13 protein-coding genes and 1 pseudogene are annotated in these 17,222 nt (G+C 73.1%); 11 read left to right on the top strand and 3 right to left on the bottom strand.

What is annotated here, in order from left to right:
- Nucleotides 1-106: 106 nt before the first annotated feature.
- From ACWD4A_RS24925 to ACWD4A_RS24900, 6 genes are all read left to right on the top strand, one after another.
- Nucleotides 107-937, top strand: a complete 831-nt coding sequence (locus ACWD4A_RS24925) for a TauD/TfdA dioxygenase family protein (RefSeq protein WP_451197307.1) — start codon at nt 107-109, stop codon at nt 935-937.
- On the top strand, nt 934-2,442 hold the full coding sequence (locus ACWD4A_RS24920; RefSeq protein WP_451197305.1) for a 4-hydroxyphenylacetate 3-hydroxylase family protein: 1,509 nt from the start codon (nt 934-936) through the stop codon (nt 2,440-2,442). The genes ACWD4A_RS24925 and ACWD4A_RS24920 overlap by 4 nt, the downstream gene beginning before the upstream one ends.
- A gap of 1 nt (nt 2,443) precedes the next feature.
- On the top strand, nt 2,444-4,303 hold the full coding sequence (gene asnB / locus ACWD4A_RS24915) for an asparagine synthase (glutamine-hydrolyzing) (protein ID WP_451197304.1): 1,860 nt from the start codon (nt 2,444-2,446) through the stop codon (nt 4,301-4,303).
- A gap of 68 nt (nt 4,304-4,371) precedes the next feature.
- Nucleotides 4,372-5,262 carry a DODA-type extradiol aromatic ring-opening family dioxygenase gene (locus ACWD4A_RS24910; RefSeq protein WP_451197302.1) on the top strand — a complete coding sequence of 297 codons (891 nt, stop codon included), beginning with the start codon at nt 4,372-4,374 and terminating at the stop codon, nt 5,260-5,262.
- A gap of 2 nt (nt 5,263-5,264) precedes the next feature.
- On the top strand, nt 5,265-6,539 hold the full coding sequence (locus ACWD4A_RS24905; RefSeq protein WP_451197301.1) for a flavin reductase family protein: 1,275 nt from the start codon (nt 5,265-5,267) through the stop codon (nt 6,537-6,539).
- Between the two features lie 262 nt (nt 6,540-6,801).
- Complete coding sequence (locus ACWD4A_RS24900; protein WP_451197299.1) at nt 6,802-8,457, top strand: APC family permease; 1,656 nt, start codon at nt 6,802-6,804, stop codon at nt 8,455-8,457.
- A gap of 13 nt (nt 8,458-8,470) precedes the next feature.
- On the opposite strand, the gene ACWD4A_RS24895 is transcribed toward ACWD4A_RS24900, so the two are convergent.
- Nucleotides 8,471-10,480, bottom strand: coding sequence for an APC family permease (locus ACWD4A_RS24895; protein WP_451197340.1), 2,010 nt, complete (start codon nt 10,478-10,480; stop codon nt 8,471-8,473).
- Nucleotides 10,481-10,928: 448 nt separating this feature from the next.
- Here ACWD4A_RS24895 and ACWD4A_RS24890 point away from each other — a divergent pair, with 448 nt between their 5' ends.
- The 5 genes from ACWD4A_RS24890 to ACWD4A_RS24870 all read left to right on the top strand — a co-directional run bounded on the left by ACWD4A_RS24890 (nt 10,929) and on the right by ACWD4A_RS24870 (nt 16,102).
- Complete coding sequence (locus ACWD4A_RS24890; protein WP_451197297.1) at nt 10,929-11,741, top strand: SDR family NAD(P)-dependent oxidoreductase; 813 nt, start codon at nt 10,929-10,931, stop codon at nt 11,739-11,741.
- Nucleotides 11,742-11,780: 39 nt separating this feature from the next.
- Complete coding sequence (locus tag ACWD4A_RS24885) at nt 11,781-11,855, top strand: 50S ribosomal protein bL37 (RefSeq protein WP_451197339.1); 75 nt, start codon at nt 11,781-11,783, stop codon at nt 11,853-11,855.
- 88 nt (nt 11,856-11,943) lie between these two features.
- The gene (locus ACWD4A_RS24880; RefSeq protein WP_451197296.1) at nt 11,944-12,741 is read left to right on the top strand and encodes a GNAT family N-acetyltransferase; all 798 of its coding nucleotides are present in this window, start codon (nt 11,944-11,946) and stop codon (nt 12,739-12,741) included.
- A gap of 94 nt (nt 12,742-12,835) precedes the next feature.
- Nucleotides 12,836-15,301 (top strand): DUF4118 domain-containing protein, encoded by a 2,466-nt coding sequence (locus ACWD4A_RS24875; protein WP_451197295.1) that lies wholly within the window; start codon nt 12,836-12,838, stop codon nt 15,299-15,301.
- 60 nt (nt 15,302-15,361) lie between these two features.
- On the top strand, nt 15,362-16,102 hold the full coding sequence (locus ACWD4A_RS24870) for a DUF4118 domain-containing protein (protein WP_451197294.1): 741 nt from the start codon (nt 15,362-15,364) through the stop codon (nt 16,100-16,102).
- Between the two features lie 12 nt (nt 16,103-16,114).
- Here the strand turns inward: ACWD4A_RS24870 and kdpC are convergent, their stop codons facing one another.
- Complete coding sequence (kdpC, locus tag ACWD4A_RS24865; RefSeq protein ID WP_451197292.1) at nt 16,115-16,744, bottom strand: potassium-transporting ATPase subunit KdpC; 630 nt, start codon at nt 16,742-16,744, stop codon at nt 16,115-16,117.
- 20 nt (nt 16,745-16,764) lie between these two features.
- A pseudogene (locus ACWD4A_RS24860) lies at nt 16,765-17,222 on the bottom strand (potassium-transporting ATPase subunit B); the annotation flags it as partial.

Below are 17,222 nucleotides of genomic sequence, written 5' to 3'. Positions count from 1 at the left end.
CCCGGTTGGCGGCTGCTGGTCGTCTGTGGCTGGTCGCGCAGTTCCCCGCGCCCCTTTCGGGGCGCAGCCCCTCCATATGCGTACCCCCTACCCCACAGGAAGTGGCATGCCCACAGACATTTTTCCGATCTCGCCCTTCGGGCTGGCGATACGGGCGTCGGAGCCCGGTGTCGCCGTCGCCGGTCTCGACGTCGGGACCCTGCGGTCGTTCGTCCGGGAGCATCACCTCGTCCTCCTCCGCGGCTTCGACGCCTTTGCCGGACCGGACGAGCTTTCCGCGTACTGCGAGCGCTGGGGCGAGCTGAGCGTCTGGCCGTTCGGCACCGTGCTCGAACTGGTCGAGAAGGAACAGCCCGAGGACCACATCTTCGACTCCAGTTATATGCCGATGCACTGGGACGGCATGTACCGCGAACACGTCCCCGAGTTCCAGGTGTTCCAGTGCGTCCACGCGCCCGGCACCGGCAACGGCGGCGAGACGACGTTCTCCCGGACCACCGCCGTCCTGGAGCACACCGATCCCGCGACCGCCGGGCAGTGGGCGAAGATGACCGGCACCTACCACCGGGCCATGGAGTACTACGACAGCACCTGCGTCGCGCCCGTCGTGGACACCCACCCCGTGCACGGCGCCCCCGTCATCCGCTACAACGAGCCCACCGCCGCCGACGACGCGGGCTTCGTCAACCACCCCGACATCACCTTCTCCGGCCTCCCCGACGGGGAACTCGCCGAGGCCCACCGCACTCTGCGCGCCGCGCTCCACGACCCCGCGCACCTCTATGCCCACTCCTGGCGCACCGGTGACCTCGTCATCACCGACAACCACGCGCTGCTGCACGGCCGCAACGCCTTCACCAGCGGCGCCCCACGGCACCTGCGCCGCGTCCAGGTGCTCGGCACCCCGCCGCTGGCCAACCCGGGGCTGGTGCGATGACCGCCACCGGCGCGCTCATGACGGGCGAGGACTACCTGGAGAGTCTCCGCGACGGCCGCCAGGTCTACCTGGACGGCGAGCGGGTCAAGGACGTCACCCGGCACCCCGCCTTCCGCAACCCCGCCCTGTCCGTGGCCAGGCTCTACGACGCCCTGCACGACCCGGCCACCGCCGGTGTGCTCACCGGCGTCGACACCGCGACGGGCATCCGCACCCACAAGTTCTTCCGGCCCAGCCGGTCCGCGGCCGAGCTCGTCGAGGCCCGCGAGGCCATCGCCGCCTGGGCGCGGATGGGCTACGGCTTCCTCGGCCGCACCCCCGAGTACAAGGCGTCCTTCATGGCGGGCCTCGGCGCGGGCGCCGACTACTACGGGCCGTACGCCGCCAACGCCACCGCCTGGTACCGGGAGTTCGCGAGCAAGGCCCTCTATCTCAACCACGTCATCATCAACCCGCCCGTCGACCGCAAGCGGGCCGTCCACGACATGGAGGACGTCTTCGTGCACGCCGTGCGCGAGACGGATGCCGGAGTGGTCGTCAGCGGGGCGAAGATGCTGGCCACCGGCTCCGCCATCACCAACGCCGGGTTCGTCGCCCCCGTCGGCTCGGCGGCCCTCGCCCCCGGCAGGGCGGAGGCGTTCGCCCTCGTCTTCTTCGTCCGCATGGACAACCCCGGGGTGAAACTGGTCTGCCGCACCCCGTACGCGCGGGGTGGCAGCCCCTTCGACTACCCGCTGAGCAGCCGGTTCGACGAGAACGACAGCGTCCTCCTGCTCGACGAGGCACTCATCCCCTGGGAGGACGTCCTCGTATACCGCGACATCCGGCGGGCCACCGGCTTCTACGCCTCCTCGGGTTTCCCCAACCTCTACAACTTCCAGTCCGGCACCCGGCTGAGCGTCAAACTGGAGCTCATGGCCGGGCTGCTCGCCCGCGGCACCAGGGCCAACGGCACCGACGCGTTCCGCGGCGTGCAGGCCGCCGTCGGCGAGCTGATCACCATGCGGGACATGGTGTGGGCCCTCACCACGGCGATGGCCCACGACCCCGAACCCGGCAGCGGCGACACGGTCGTCCCCCGGCTGGAACACGCCTCCGCGATGCGGATGTACAACGCCCAGGTGTGGGACCGCGTCCACGAGCTCTTCGAGACCACCCTCGGCGGGGCACCCCTGGCCGTCCCCTCCAGCGGCCGCGACCTGGCCAACCCCGAACTCCGGCCGCTCATCGACCGTTTCTACCGCGGCGCCGACACCACCGCCCTCGACCGGATCAAGCTGCTCAAGCTGGTCTGGGACGCGATCGGCACCGAGTTCGGCGGCCGGCACGAGCTGTACGAGCGCAACTACTCGGGCAACGGCGAACAGGTCCGGCTGGACGCCCTGAAGTGGGCGACCAAGCGCGGCAGCCTCGCCCGCTACGAGGCGTTCGTGCAGGACTGCCTCGACGACTACGACCTCGACGGCTGGCGCCGCGGCCCCTGGAACGAAAGTGATGGTGTGTGACATGTGCGGCATCACGGGCTGGGTCGACTTCGCCCGCGACCTCACGGCACAGACCCCGGTCGTCGACGCCATGACCGACACCCTGACCGCCCGGGGGCCGGACGCCCGCGGCGTCTGGACGGACACCCACGTCGCGCTGGGCCACCGGCGGCTGTCCGTCATCGACCTCGCACACGGCACCCAGCCGATGCGCAGCCCCGAACGCGGCCCCGGACGGCTGCCCCGCGCGGTCGTCTCGTACGGCGGGGAGATCTACAACTACCGCGAGCTGCGCGAGGAACTCACCCTGAAGGGGCACCGGTTCACCACCCGCAGCGACACCGAGGTCGCGCTGCGCGCCTACCTGGAATGGGGAGCGGGCCTCGCCGAGCGCCTCAACGGCATGTACTCCCTCGCCGTCTGGGACACCCGCCACGAGGAACTGCTGCTCGTACGGGACCGGCTCGGCGTCAAACCGCTCTTCTACCACCCCACCCCCGACGGCCTGCTCTTCGGCTCCGAACCCAAGGCGATCCTCGCCAACCCCCTGGTGCGGGCGAGCGCCTCGGCGGAGGAGCTCTGCGACGCGCTGCTGTTCCTGCGCACCCCCGGGCGCGTCCCCTTCCGCGGCATGCGCGAACTCAGGCCGGGCCACCTGCTGCGGGCCGGCCGCGACGGCATCCGCGAGGAGCGCTACTGGGCCCTGGAGTCCCGCCCGCACACCGACGACCTGCCCACCACCGTGGCCACCGTCCGCGAGCTGCTCGACGACATCGTGCCCCGCCAGATGGCCGCGGACGTGCCGCTCGTCTCCCTGCTCTCCGGCGGCCTCGACTCCAGCGCCGTCGCCGCGCTCGCCGCCCGCACCCGCGCCGCGGAAGGGCGCCGACTGTCCACGTTCTCCGTCGACTTCACCGGCCACACCGAGAACTTCGTCGCCGACCCCATCCGGCCCACGCCGGACGGCCCCTACGCCCTGGAGGTCGCCCGGCACATCGGCAGCGACCACCACGCGATCGTCCTCGACCGCGCCCGGCTCCTCGCCCCGGCCGTCCGCGCGACCGTACTCCGCGCCTGGGACCTGCCGTTCAACTTCGCGGACCTCGACGTCTCCCTCCACCTGCTCTTCGCCGCCGTCCGGGAACACGCCACCGTGGCCCTGTCCGGCGAGGGCGCCGACGAGGTCTTCGGCGGCTACCTCTGGTTCTCCGACCCCGGGGCCCGGAGCGCCGGCACCTTCCCCTGGCTCGGGCTCGGCGCCCACCGCGGCCTCGACCCCCGCTCGCTGTTCCACCCCTGGTTCATCGACGGCATCGACCTGGGGGAGTACGAGGCCGACCTCTACCGCACCGCGCTCGCCGAAGTGCCGCACCTCGACGGCGAGAACGACGGGCAGCGGCGCACCCGCGAGCTCGGACACCTCACCCTGACCCGCTGGCTCCCCATCCTGCTCGACAAGAAGGACCGCATGGGCATGGCCACCGGCCTGGAGGGCCGGGTGCCGTTCTGCGACCACCGCCTCGTCGAGTACGTCTTCAACGTCCCCTGGGAGATGAAGACCGTCGGCGGCCAGGAGAAGGGCCTGCTGCGCGAGGCCGCCGCCGACCTGCTGCCGGAGTCCGTGCTGCGCCGGAAGAAGGCCGCCTACCCGTCGATGCGGCTGCTGTGGGGCGGCTCGCTGACCCTGACCCGGCCCTACCTGGAGCACTTCCGGGCCACCGCCGAGGAGTTCGAGTGGCGGGCGGGCGAGGTGTTCCGCGGCATCGCCGACGGCACGCTGACGTTCACCGTGGCCGGAACCTACCCGCTCGCCGAGGCGCACCGCGCGCACGCCGACCTCGCCGCCCGCCGCACCTCCGGAAAGCTCCTCCTCATCCCCTGAGACCGTCCCGAAAATTCCCTGAGACCGTCCCGGAATTCCCCTGAGACCGTCCCGAAAGGAGACCGCCCATGGGCGACATCGTCGGTGCGGGCCTGCTCTCGCACGCGCCCGTCATCATGTTCCCCGAACAGATACGGATCAAGGAGAACGGCGGCCGCGACTTCACCCTCGCGACCGGGCTCGAACGGCTCCGGCGGGACGTGGTGGACCCGTCCGGGCACGACGCCGTCGTGGTCCTCGACTCCCACTGGGCGACGACCACCGAGACGGTGATCACCGCCCACCCCCGCCGCGCGGGCCTGTTCACCTCCGACGAGATGCCGGGCGCGATCAACCGGCTGCCGTACGACCTCCCCGGCGATCCGGAACTGGCCGGTGCCGTCGCGGAATTCGCGGACAAGCGCGCGCTGTGGCTCGCCGCGAACGACGACCCGTACCTGCCGGTCCACTACGCGACGATCAACCTCTGGACGTACCTCGGGCGGCCCGGCACGCCCTGGCTCTCCGTCTCCGTCTGCCAGACCGCGACCACCGAGGACTACCTCCAGGCCGGTGAGGTCATCGCGGAGGCGGTCGGCCACCTCGACCGCAAGGTGCTGCTGCTCGCCTCCGGAGGGCTGTCCCACCGCTTCCGTCCGCTGGCGGAACTGCGCTCCCGCATGTCCGGCGACCCGGACAACATCGTCACCCCCGAAGCGCGCGCGGCGGACGAGCAGCGCATCGCCTGGCTGGAGGACGGCCGCCACGACCGGGTCGTCGCCACCATGCCGGAGTACCGCCGCTTCGCCCCGGAAGCCCGCTTCGGCCACTACCTGATGCTGGCCGGAGCCCTGGGCGGCGCGGAGTGCCGGGCGCGGGGCCGCCGCTTCAGCGCGTACGAGAGCGGCATCGGCACCGGCCAGGTCCATCTCTGGTTCGACCTGCCCGCGGCCGGCCGGCGGCGCGGGGCGGCCGGTTAGCCATGGCCGCGGACGCACGGCGACTGCGCGCCTGCCTGGGCCACTTCGCCACCGGCGTCGCGGTCGTCACCTGCGAGGGGGACGGGGCCCCGCACGGCGCCACCGTCAACGCCTTCACCGCGGTGTCGCTGGACCCGCCGCTGGTCCTGGTCTCGCTGCACCGCGACAGCAAGGCGGGCCGCCACCTCAAGGGCAGGCCGTTCACCGTGAACGTCCTCCGCGAGGGGCAGGACGGCCTCGCCCTGCACTTCGCGGGCCGCGCGGCCGCGGCCGTACCCCGCTGGGTACGGCCCGCCGCCGGCCTCGCCCCCCGGCTCCCCGACACGCTGGCCACCATCGCCTGCTCGCCCTGGGCGGAGTACGACGGGGGAGACCACGCGCTCTTCGTCGGCCGGGTCGAGGAGTTCGACCACCGGGGCGACGGCCGGCCGCTGCTGTTCTACCGGGGCGGCTTCCAGCGCCTCCCCGCCGAGACCAAGACCGAGACCAAAACCGAGATCGAGACCGAGACCGAGACCGAGACCGGAGACAGTGGACAGTGGACAGTGAGGAAGCGCGACATGGCACAGGACTGGCGGGAACCCTGGCGGCAGGCGGCCGGTGAGCCGTACACGGCGGGCCTCGCCGACGAGATCCGGCTCGCCGCGGAGTGCGGCCCCCACGGGCCCGCCGAGACCCTCACCCTCGCCTGCACCGTCACCGAGGCCGCGCGGGCCCTGGACCCCCTGCTGCGGCAGGAGTGGGCGCTGTACACCCCGCAGCAGGCCGCGGCCGTCGCCTCCGCGCTCTTCGCGCAGCTGGAGGCGGGCGCCGCCGCCCTGCGCGAACTGGGCGGCGCGGTGCGGCGCATGGCCGACCGCGGCGACGCCGTGATCAGCACGGGCGTCGACGACCGCCTGCACACGGCCTCCCGGGAGATCGAAGCGCACGTGGCGCAGCACGCCGCCACCGTCGTCGCCACCCTCCGGGCCGCCCGGCCCCGGCTGCCCCTGCCCACGGACCCGCACGACACCCTCGCCCGGGTCGCCGACCTGCTCGGCGCGGGCGCGACCCTCGTCGACCACCACCCGGTCGACGGCCCCGGGCCCGGCTGCCGCTGCGAGATCCGCCTCACCCGCCGCGGCGAGGAGTGGTCGTTCCACCGGGAGCACGCCGCGTGGTCCCTGCTGCGCCTCGGCGGCGGGGCCCCCGCCGCCCCCGTGGAACTGGATCTCTACGACGAGGCCGCCCACCCCGCGCATCTGGTCGACCTCATCCGCCGGGCCCTGTCCTCCTGAGTCCTCCTGACCCGGGTACGGGGCACCGGCCGATTGGGGCTGTTACCGATGGTTGGCGTAGTATGTCCCGCACCGCTATTGCGTTCTCGATCATCCTGTCGTCGCCGAGCCCAGGGCAACCGCTGATCGAATCCCTTCGGGGTCCGTCGCGTGCAACCCGGTTCCGCTCCGCGAGCCGATGAAACGGGGCCTGGCGGCCGTATGCCGGAGAGGCGCATAGGGGCTTCCTGTCCTTGTCTCCAGGCAGAACGGAACGCACATCGTGGATGTGAGCGCGGCCAACCGGAAGGGCCTCAGCCTCTTCGCCCTGATCATGATAGGGCTGGGGTCCATCTTCGGCTCCGGATGGCTCTTCGGAGCCGGCCAGGCCGCCCAGGTCGCCGGGCCCGCGGCCCTGGTCGCCTGGGTGATCGGCGCGATCTTCATCGGCATGATCGCCATGTCGTACGCCGAGGTCGGCGCCGCCTATCCGCTGCCGGGCGCCATGGCCCGCTTCGGCTCCATCTCGCACGGCCCGGTGCTCGGCTTCGTCACCGGCTGGGCGGTGTGGATCGCGACGGCCTCCCTGATCCCCATCGAGTCGATCGCCGGCACCCAGTACATGTCGTCCTGGAGCTTCGGCTGGGCGCAGGGCCTGGTCGCCGACGGCCGGCTCACCGGCAGCGGCATGGCCGTGGCCCTCTTCCTGACCGTCGCCCTGTGGCTGGCCTGCTACTGGTCGGTCGCGCTGCTGGCGCGGGCCAACAACATCCTGACCCTGGTGAAGTTCGCCATCCCGGTCCTGGCCGTCGCCGCGCTCATCGCCTCCGGCTTCCACACCGGCAACTTCACCGAGCACGGCGGCTTCGCCCCCAACGGCTGGTCCGCCGTGCTCACCGCCGTCACCGCCTCGGGCGTCGTCTTCGCCTTCAACGGCTTCCAGGCCGTCGTCAACCTCGGCGGCAACGCCAAGAACCCGGGCCGCGCCATCCCGCTTGCCCTCGTCGGCGCCCTCTCCCTGGGCCTGGTGATCTACCTGGCCCTCCAGATCGCCTTCCTCGGCTCCGTACCGCCGGAGACCCTCGCGCGGGCCGGCGGCTGGAGCGGCATCAACTTCGCCTCGCCGTTCGCCGACCTCGCCAAGCTGCTGATGCTGCACTGGGTCGTCACCATGCTCCAGTTCGGCGCCTTCATCTCGCCGTCCGGCGCCAACATCGGCAACGTCGCGTCGTCCGCATACCTGGCGCAGAACCTCGCCGAGACCGGCTTCTTCCCCAAGAAGATCGCCGAGGTGCACCCCCGCTACGGCGTCGCCCGCCCCGCGATGTGGCTGAACCTGGGCTTCTCCGTACTGCTGCTCCTCACCATCGGCCACAGCTGGGAGGCGCTCGCGAGCGTCGTCTCCGCCGCGATGGTCGTCTCCTACCTCATGGGCCCGATCGCGGTCGGCGTCTTCCGGAAGACCAAGCCGGAGCTGCCGCGCCCCTTCCGGCTCCCCGCCGCCAAGGTGCTCTGCCCCGTCACCTTCGCCTTCGCCGCGTGCGCCCTGTACTGGTCGCGGTGGCCCAACACCGGCAAGGTCGCCCTCCTCACCCTGGTCTCCGTGCCGATCGCCGCGGTGGTGCTGTACCGCCGGGGCGAGCGGAACATGCGGGCCCAGTTCGCGCCCGCCTGGTGGATGATCGGCTTCCTGCTGTGGCTGGCGCTGCTGTCCGCGCTCGGCAGCGCCGACTTCGGCGGCCACGGGGTGATCCCGGGCGGCCTCGACATCGCGCTGGTGGGCCTGTCGGCCCTGGGCTTCTACTTCTGGGCCGTGCGCGCCGGCGTCCGCGCCCACGAGGCGGGCCTCCCGGACCCCGACCCGGTCCTCGACGCGGCGGACCCGGCCGACGCGGCCGTGCCCGGACCCCGCCGGGCCGAGCCCGCCGCCCGTCCGTAGCGCCTGCCCGCGCTCAGCTCTCCGGCCCGTCCCCCGGCCTCGTGTCGTGGGTGACGGGCCGCTGCGTTCCCGGGGCGGGCTCGCCGCGGCGGGTGGCACCCGGGGCGCGGCGGGCCGGGTGGTCGGCGCGGGTGGACGAGGTCAGCTGCCAGGGCACGCTCGTCACCATCACCCCGGGCGTGAAGAGCAGCCTGCTCTTGAGCCACAGCGCGGACTGGTTGTGCAGCAGGTGCTCCCACCAGTGGCCCACCACGTACTCGGGGATGAACACCGCGACCACGTCCCGGGGGCTCGTGCGCCGGACGGAGCGCACGTACTCGACGACCGGGCGGGTGATCTCCCGGTACGGCGAGTCGATCACCTTCAGCGGCACGTCCACGTCGAGCTCCGCCCACTGCCGCTCCAGCCCGGCGGTCTCCCCCCGGTCCACGGCCACGGTGAGCGCCTCCAGCTGGTCGGGCCGGAAGGCGCGGGCGTAGGCCAGCGCCCGGAGCGTCGGCTTGTGGATCGTGGACACCAGCACGATGCCCAGCACCCGCGAGGGCCGGACGAGTTCGGCGCGCGGATCGGTGACCACGAGTTCGGCCGCGACGGCGTCGTAGTGGCGGCGGATGCCCCGCATCATCACCCACAGCACGACCGCGGCGACCACCGCCAGCCAGGCGCCCTGGGTGAACTTGGTGGCCAGCACGATCACCAGCACCAGCCCGGTGACCACGGCGCCCAGCGCGTTGATGACCCGGGCCACCTGCCCGCGGCGGCGCACCTCCGGGTCGGCCCCGGCGCGCAGCTCGCGGTTCCAGTGCCGGACCATGCCGGTCTGGGAGAGCGTGAAGGACGTGAAGACGCCCAGGATGTAGAGGTGGATGAGGCTGGTCACGTCCGCGTTGTAGAACCACAGCAGCAGGCCCGCGGTGATCGCCAGGGCGAGGATGCCGTTGGAGAAGGCGAGCCGGTCGCCGCGGTTGTGCAGCTGCCGGGGCAGATAGCGGTGCTGGGCGAGGATCGAGGACAGCAGCGGGAAGCCGTTGAACGCCGTGTTCGCGGCCAGGATCAGCACCAGGGCGGTCGCGGCCTGGATGACGTAGAAGCCGACGCTGTTCTCCCCGCCGAGGACGGCCGCCGCGAGCTGGGCGATGACGGTGCGCTGGGTGTACGAGCCGCAGTCGCCCGGCAGGCCCGTGAGCCGGCAGGAGTCCTCGGTGATGTGCACCTTGGTGATCAGCGCGAGCGCGGTGACGCCCACGAACATCACCACCGCGATGATGCCCATGATGCTCATGGTGCTCGCCGCGTTCTTCGACTTCGGCTTGCGGAAGGCCGGTACGCCGTTGGAGATCGCCTCCACGCCCGTCAGGGCCGTACACCCGCTGGAGAAGGCCCGCAGGCACAGCATGACCAGGGCGAAGCCCGCCAGCCCCGCGTCCGCGGGCTTCGCCGTGACCCCGAACGAGGCGCTCTCGGACGTCGGCGCGTGCCCGAGCAGATAGCGCACCAGGCCGGTGCCGACCATGATCAGCACCCCGGTGATGAAGAGGTACGTCGGCGCGGCGAAGGCCCGGCCCGACTCCCGTACGCCCCGCAGGTTCACCGCGGTGAGCAGGGCGACGAACACGATCGCCATCGCCACCCGGTGGTCCGCCAGCCGCGGCACCGCCGAGATGATGTTGTCCACGCCCGAGGCGACCGACACCGCCACCGTCATCACGTAGTCGACGAGCAGCGAGGCGGCGACGACCAGGCCCGCCGAGGCGCCCAGGTTCGTCGAGACGACCTCGTACGAGCCGCCACCGCTCGGATAGGCGTGCACCACCTGGCGGTACGAGAGCACCACCACCGCCATCAGCCCCACGACCGCCGCCGCGATCCACGGCGTGAAGTGCAGGTACGCCAGGCCGCCGAGGGTGAGCACCAGCAGGATCTCCTGCGTGGCGTAGGCCACCGACGACAGCGGGTCCGAGGCGAAGATGGGCAGGGCGAGGCGCTTGGGCAGCAGCGTTTCGTGCAGCTCTTCGCTGCGCATGGCGGGACCGATGGCGAGCCGCTTGAGGAGACCTGTCAGGTTGAGCACGGGCCGAGGGTATGCCGGATATCGGGTGTATGCGGTGATATGCGGGCTGCCGGGTCGGTGGTTTCGCCCCGGCCGTCCGGTGCCACGGACCCGGCCGTCCGGTGCCACGGACCCGGCCGTCCGGCGCCGCGGACGGAAGCGTCAGGGGCGCGTCAGGGATCGTGCGTGTCGCTTGAGTCCGGGCCGCCCGGCGCATTCGATATCCCTGTGAACAGCCGTCTGCGCCATGACGACCGGCCGCCTCATACGGCGACGCCCGGTCCCGCAGCCTGTTCGCTCCCGGTGCGCTGACGCACCGTTCGCACAGGCGGCCGCGTTCAGCCCGGCCGCACCCACCACCACGGCAGCCCATCACCCTGACGGGAGCTGCCGTTTCACCCGTTTCCCGGAGTGGATCACCATGTCTTCAGTTGTCCCGCCCGCCTCCCGGACCGTGCTGGTCACCGGCGCCACCTCCGGCATCGGATGGGAGACCGCCCGCCTGCTCGCCGGGCGAGGTGACACGGTCGTCGTCCACGCGCCGGACCAGGCGTCCGGGGACGACGCCGTCGCCCGTCTGGTGGCGGCCGGCGCCGACACCCTGCGGCTGCGCCTTGCCGTCGCCGACTTCTCCCGGCTCGACGAGGTGCGGGCCATGGCCGCGCGCGTCGCCGACGAGCACCCGGTGCTGGACGTCCTCGTCAACAACGCGGCCTGCGCCGCCCCGGAGCGCCGCACCCTCACCGCCGACGGCAACGAACTCTCGCTCCAGGTCAACTTCCTGGCCGCCTACCTCCTCACCCACGAGCTCTCCGGCCCGCTCGGCGCCCGCCCCGGCAGCCGCGTCGTCAACGTGTCCTCCGCCATGCACCGCACCGCGTCCATCTCCTGGGGCGACCCGCACCGCACCAAGCGCTACTCCCGCCTCGCCGCGTACGCCCAGTCCCAGCTCGCCCTGACGATCTTCGCCCGCGAAGAGGCGCCCTGGACCTCCGTCAGCGTGCACCCCGGCGTCTGCGACACCGCCCTGCTGCCTCTGTACGCGCACGAGGGCGACTCCGCCGTCGAGGGCGCCGAGCGGGTGGCACGCCTCTGCGACCCGGCGACCGAACTCGTCCCCGGCGCTTACTACGACCGCACCGCGCTCTCCCCGGCGGCCCCCGTGGCCCTGGAGGAGCGCACGGTCCGCCGACTGTGCAAACTCGCCGACCAGTTGGTCGCGAAGTCCGCCTGAAACCCGAATTCATCTCACCCGAAAGAAGGAAAAACACAGGTGTCCAAGCGCGCCCGCAAGAAGAAGGCCCGCCGCAAGAAGAGCGCCAACCACGGCAAGAAGGTCAATTGCTGACGTAGTGTCACCCATGGTCGGCGGGCGGCGCGGAGCCGGACAGCGGCTCCGCCCCGCCCGCTCCCCACGCACCAGCGGAGCGGTTCCCGTGATCGAGCTTCTTCGTCCCGCCGCGGCCACCGGGCCGTGGACCTCCTGGTTCGCCACCGGCCACCCGGGCCTCGGGGTGCTCCCCGAACACGTACGGTCCACCGGGCACGGCCGCTGGTGGGCCGACCACCCCGCGCGGCCCCGCGCCGCCGCCGTGTCCTGCGCGGGGTACGCGATCCTCGGCGGCGATCCCCGGCCGACGCGCCCGGAAGGGCTCGCGCCCCTGGCGCACAGCCACATCGCCGCCCCGGACCGCTTCCTGCCCGTCCTCGGCGCCGCGTTCGAGCGGATCGTGCCGTGGGAGCGCATGATCTGGGTCCACCACGACCCCGCCCCCGCCGTACGGCCGGCGCCCGGCGTGACCGTACGCCGCCTGACCCCGCGCGACGCCCCGGCCGTCCGGGACCTCGGCGCCGAGCCGGCGTGGATCGCCGCCAGTTGGGGCGGCCCGTACGGCCTCGCCGCCTCGGGCCGGGCCGTCGGCGCCTTCCGCGGGACCCGGCTGCTCTCCCTCGCCTGCACCTATTTCACCGGCGGCCGGTACGAGGACATCGCCGTCACCACCCTCCCCGAGGAGCGCGGCCGCGGTCTGGCCGCCGCCTGCGTACGCGCCCTCTGCGCCGACATCACCGCCCGCGGCCGCACCGCGAGCTGGACCTGCTCCCGCGACAACCACCCCAGCCGCGGCCTCGCCGCCGCGTCGGGCTTCCGCCTGATCCGCGAGTACGTGCACTACGCCGTCGGCGCCCCGGCGCACGACACCGCCCCGCACGGCCGCAGGCCCGCCCTGAGGTGACCCGCGCCGTGTCGGCCCCGGCGCCCGCCCCGCCGCCGGAGCACCATGGAACCGGTGGCCGCACGGCCACCGGCGAACCGGCGGGAGCCCGCCCATGGCAGCGCGCGGAAGACTGCGGATCCACCTCGGGGCCGCACCCGGGGTGGGGAAGACCTACGCCATGCTCCAGGAGGGGCAGCGGCTGCGGGCCCAGGGGACCGACGTCGTCATCGGCATCGCCGAGCCGCACGGGCGCCGGCTCACGGCCGCCCTGGCGGAGGGCCTGGAGACGCTGCCGCGCCGCACCATGGTCCACAGGGGAGCGGAGTTCACCGAGATGGACCTGGACGCGGTGCTCGCCCGCCGCCCCCAGGTCGCCCTCGTCGACGAACTGGCCCACACCAATGTGCCCGGCAGCCGCAACGCCAAGCGCTGGCAGGACGTAGAGGAACTCCTGGACGCCGGGATCGACGTCGTCACCACCCTCAACATCCAGCACCTGGAGTCCCTCAACGACGTGGTCGAGCAGATCACCGGCGTCAAGCAGCGCGAGCGGCTGCCGGACGAGGTGGCCCGGGGCGCCGACCAGATCGAACTGGTCGACCTCCCGCCCGAGGTCCTGCGCCGCCGCCTGACGCACGGCGACGTCTACCCGGCCGACCGCATCGAGGCCGCCCTCACCCACTACTTCCGCGTCGGCAACCTCACCGCCCTCCGCGAACTGGCCCTCCTGTGGCTCGCCGACCGGGTGGAGGAAGGGCTCCAGCGCTACCGCGCGGAGCACGGCATCGCCGCCGCGTGGGAGACCCGGGAGCGCATCCTCGTCGGCCTGACCGGCGGCAAGGAGGGCGAGACCCTCATCCGCCGCGCCGCCCGCATCACCGCGCGCACCCCGGGCAGCGAACTGCTCGCCCTCCACGTCGTGCCCGGCGACGCCCTCCCGGGCGGCGACCCCGCCGTCCTGGCCGAACAGCGCGCGCTCGTCGAGGCACTGGGCGGCAGCTTCCACCAGACCACCGGCGACGACGTCGTCCAGGCCCTGCTGGAGTTCGCGCGGGCGGAGAACGTCACCCAGATCGTCCTGGGCGCGAGCCGCCGGGGCAGGCTGTCCTCCCTGCTGCGCGCGGGCGTCGGGCAGCGGACGATCCACGGCTCCGGACCGATCGACGTGCACATCGTCACCCACGAGAAGGCGGCGGGCTCCGCCGCCCCCGGCCTGCCGCACCCCGGCCACGGCACCGGCCGCCGCCGCTTCTGGCTCGCCACCGCCGGCGCCGCCGCGGCCCTGCCCGCGCTGACCCTCCTCCTGACCCGGCTCCGCGGCGGCCCGCACCTCGCGAGCGAACTGCTGCTCTACCTCTTCGTCGTCGTGGTCGCCGCCCTCGTCGGCGGGCTGTGGCCCGCCCTGCTCACCGCCGTGGCCGCCGGGCTGCTCGCCGACTACTACTTCACCGCGCCCCGGCACTCCTTCGACATCGCGCGCGGCGACGACGTCCTCGCCCTGGCCGTCTTCGTCGCCGTCGCCGCCCTCGTCGGCACGGCCGCGGGCACGGCCGCGCGCCGCACGTACGAGGCGCTCCGCGCCACCTCCGAGGCCCAGGCGCTGAGCGGGCTGGCGACCGCGATGACGCACGGGCGGGACCTGCCGTCCCTCGTCGAGCAGATCCGCGAGAACTTCGGCCTCACAGCCGTCAGCCTCCTCGAACGCGACCCGGGATCCGGTGCCCGGCCCCGCTGGTTCGTCGTCGCGAGCGCCGGGCCGCGGCCCCCGGAACGGCCCTACGAGGCCGACGTCGAGTGCCCCGTCGACGAGGCCCTGACCCTGGCCGCCCGCGGCCATGGCCTGAGCGCCGACGACCGGCGCATCCTCGCCGCGTGCGCCGCGCAACTCGGCGTCGCCCATGCCCAGGGACGGCTCACCCGGCGGGCCGCCGAGACGGACACCCTGGCCGCCGCCGAGCGCACCCGTGCCTCCGTGCTCGACGTCGCTGCCCGCGACCTGCGGGCCTGCCTGGGCGCGGCGGCCGACGCCCTCGACCGGCTGCACGGCCGGCCCGGCCCGGACGGGGCACCGCCGCTCGCGTCCGCGCGGGCGTCGGTGGCCCGCGCCCGGCAGCTCGTCACCGACCTCGACGACCTCGCCCGGCTGCACGCGGGGGCGCTCGACCTCTACCTCCGCCCCGTCGACGTCGGCGAGGTGCTCACCACGGTCCTGGACGACCTCGGGCCCGGCGGCCACACCCTCCGGCTGTCCCTGCCGGAGGAGCTCCCCGACGTCATCGCCGACGCGGCCCTCCTCACCCGGGCGCTCACCGCCCTCGCGGCCGACGCGCTGCGCAACAGCCCGGCCGACCGGTCGCCCACCCTCACCGCGGACGTGCTGGCCGGCCGGCTGGCCGTGCGCGTGACCGACGGGACGGACCCCGGCTCCCCGGGTGTGCGCGGAGACCGGGCCACCAGCCTGGCCCTGCGGCTCTCCCGGGACCTCGCCGAGGCCATGGGCGGCACCTTGGAGCCCACGGCCGCGGACGGTTTCTCGGTGACCCTCAGCCTCCCGACGGCGGCGCACCGGGCGGGGTGAGCCTCCTGTCGCGGGAGGCTCCGGAGGGGCATGCTGGACGCAGGACTGGAGGTGTGGCGCATGCCTGGATACGTGCGGCAGCACAGGGACCGCATCGCGCTCGTGGCCGCTCTGCTCGCACCGCTCGCCGTGGCGGCGGTGCTCGTGCCACTGCGCGACACCCTCTCGAACACGGATGTCGCCCTCGTCCTGGTCGTCATCGTCGTGGCCGTCTCCGCCAACGGGCACCGGCCCGCCGGGGTGCTCTCGGCGGTGTCGGCCGCGGCCTGGTTCGACTTCTTCTTCACCCGGCCCTACGAGCGGTTCGCCATCACCAAGTCCGCCGACATCAGGACCGCCGTCCTGCTGCTGCTCGTGGGCGTGGCCGTCTCGCAACTGGCCGCCCGCGCCCGGCGCCTGGAGGTGGTCGCCATCACCGACGCGGGCTACCTCGCCCGGCTGCACGCGACGGCCGACCTGGCGCAGTCGACGAAGTCGAGCGCCGCGGTCGTCGACCACGTGCGGGGCGAGCTCGTCGACCTGCTGACGCTGCGGGAGTGCCGCTTCGAGTACGGCACGCTGCTCGGGCACCCGCCGCGGCTGGAGCCCGACGGGTCCGTGGTGGTCGGGCGGCGGACGTGGGACGTCGAGCGGCACGGCCTCCCCGCCGAGGAGATCGAACTGCGGGCCTTCGGCAACGGCCGTTTCCTCGGCCGTTTCATGCTCCGGCCGACCCCGGGGGTGACGCCGCCCCTGCAGGCGCGGCTGGTCGCGGTGACCCTCGCGGACCAGGTGGGGTCGGCCCTCGACACCAGGGGCTGACCCGAGAAGTCGTCAACCGGCCTTGGACAGGGCCTGGTTGAGCTCGACGACGTCGACCCGCCGTTCGCCCAGGAAGCCCAGTTCCCTGCTCTGGACGTGCGCGGCGACGAGGCGGGCGACCCGCTGCGGCGGCAGGCCGCGCTCCCGCGCCACGCGCTGGACCTGTTCGTACGCGTAGTCCGGGGAGATGTCCGGGTCGAGGCCCGAGCCGCTGGCCGTCAGGGCGTCCACCGGGACCGCCGACGGGGCGACACCGTCGAACGCGGCCACGGCGGCCCGCCGTTCGTCGATCGCGCTGAGGAGCGCGGGGCTGGTGGGGCCGAGGTTGGAGGCGGTGGAGTTCAGCGGGTCGTACAGTGCCGCGGAGGGGCGCGGCTGGAACCACTTGGGGTCGGGCCGGAGCGGTTCCCGGGGGTCGTCGGGGTTCTTCTTCGGCAGGGCGAAGTTCTGTCCGATCAGGACGGAGGCCACCGGCCTGCCGTGATCCTCGATCAGCGAGCCGTCGGCCTGGTGCGGGAACGCCAGCCGGCCGACGCCGGCGACCGCCAGCGGGTAGCCGACGCCGGTGACGACGGTGAACACCAGGAGCATGCGCAGGGCCGACAGGTGCTGCCGCAGCAGCGACGGAAGGTGCAGGAGCATGTGACGCCTTCTCTCCGCGATCAGTGCAGGCCGGGCACGAACTGGACGGCCAGGTCGATGAGTTTGATGCCGAGGAACGGCAGGACCAGCCCGCCGAGCCCGTAGACCCAGATGTTCCGGCTGAGCAGCGAGGCCGCGGACGCGGGGCGGTAGCGCACGCCGCGCAGGGCCAGCGGGATCAGCGCGACGATGATCAGCGCGTTGAAGATGATCGCCGAGGACACCGCGGAGGTCGGGCTGTGCAGCCGCATGACGTTGAGCCGGTCCAGGCCGGGATAGACGGTCGCGAACATGGCCGGGATGATCGCGAAGTACTTCGCGACGTCGTTGGCGATCGAGAAGGTGGTCAGCGCGCCTCGGGTGATCAGGAGCTGCTTGCCGATCTCGACGATCTCGATGAGCTTGGTGGGGTTGGAGTCCAGGTCGACCATGTTCCCGGCCTCCTTGGCGGCGGAGGTGCCGGTGTTCATGGCGACGC

This window comes from Streptomyces sp. NPDC002537 (assembly GCF_053594975.1).
Note: the sequence above shows the minus strand (reverse complement) of the source record. Positions and strands in the feature narration are given on the sequence as shown.

What these genes read in the sequence shown, in the direction of transcription:
- ACWD4A_RS24925 (WP_451197307.1), top strand. Translation starts at nt 107, where the DNA reads ATGCCCACAGACATTTTTCCGATCTCGCCCTTCGGGCTGGCGATACGG.
- ACWD4A_RS24920 (WP_451197305.1), top strand. Translation starts at nt 934, where the DNA reads ATGACCGCCACCGGCGCGCTCATGACGGGCGAGGACTACCTGGAGAGT.
- asnB (WP_451197304.1), top strand. Translation starts at nt 2,444, where the DNA reads ATGTGCGGCATCACGGGCTGGGTCGACTTCGCCCGCGACCTCACGGCA.
- ACWD4A_RS24910 (WP_451197302.1), top strand. Translation starts at nt 4,372, where the DNA reads ATGGGCGACATCGTCGGTGCGGGCCTGCTCTCGCACGCGCCCGTCATC.
- ACWD4A_RS24905 (WP_451197301.1), top strand. Translation starts at nt 5,265, where the DNA reads ATGGCCGCGGACGCACGGCGACTGCGCGCCTGCCTGGGCCACTTCGCC.
- ACWD4A_RS24895 (WP_451197340.1), bottom strand. Translation starts at nt 10,480, where the DNA reads ATGCGCAGCGAAGAGCTGCACGAAACGCTGCTGCCCAAGCGCCTCGCC.
- ACWD4A_RS24890 (WP_451197297.1), top strand. Translation starts at nt 10,929, where the DNA reads ATGTCTTCAGTTGTCCCGCCCGCCTCCCGGACCGTGCTGGTCACCGGC.
- ACWD4A_RS24875 (WP_451197295.1), top strand. Translation starts at nt 12,836, where the DNA reads ATGGCAGCGCGCGGAAGACTGCGGATCCACCTCGGGGCCGCACCCGGG.
- ACWD4A_RS24870 (WP_451197294.1), top strand. Translation starts at nt 15,362, where the DNA reads ATGCCTGGATACGTGCGGCAGCACAGGGACCGCATCGCGCTCGTGGCC.
- kdpC (WP_451197292.1), bottom strand. Translation starts at nt 16,744, where the DNA reads ATGCTCCTGCACCTTCCGTCGCTGCTGCGGCAGCACCTGTCGGCCCTG.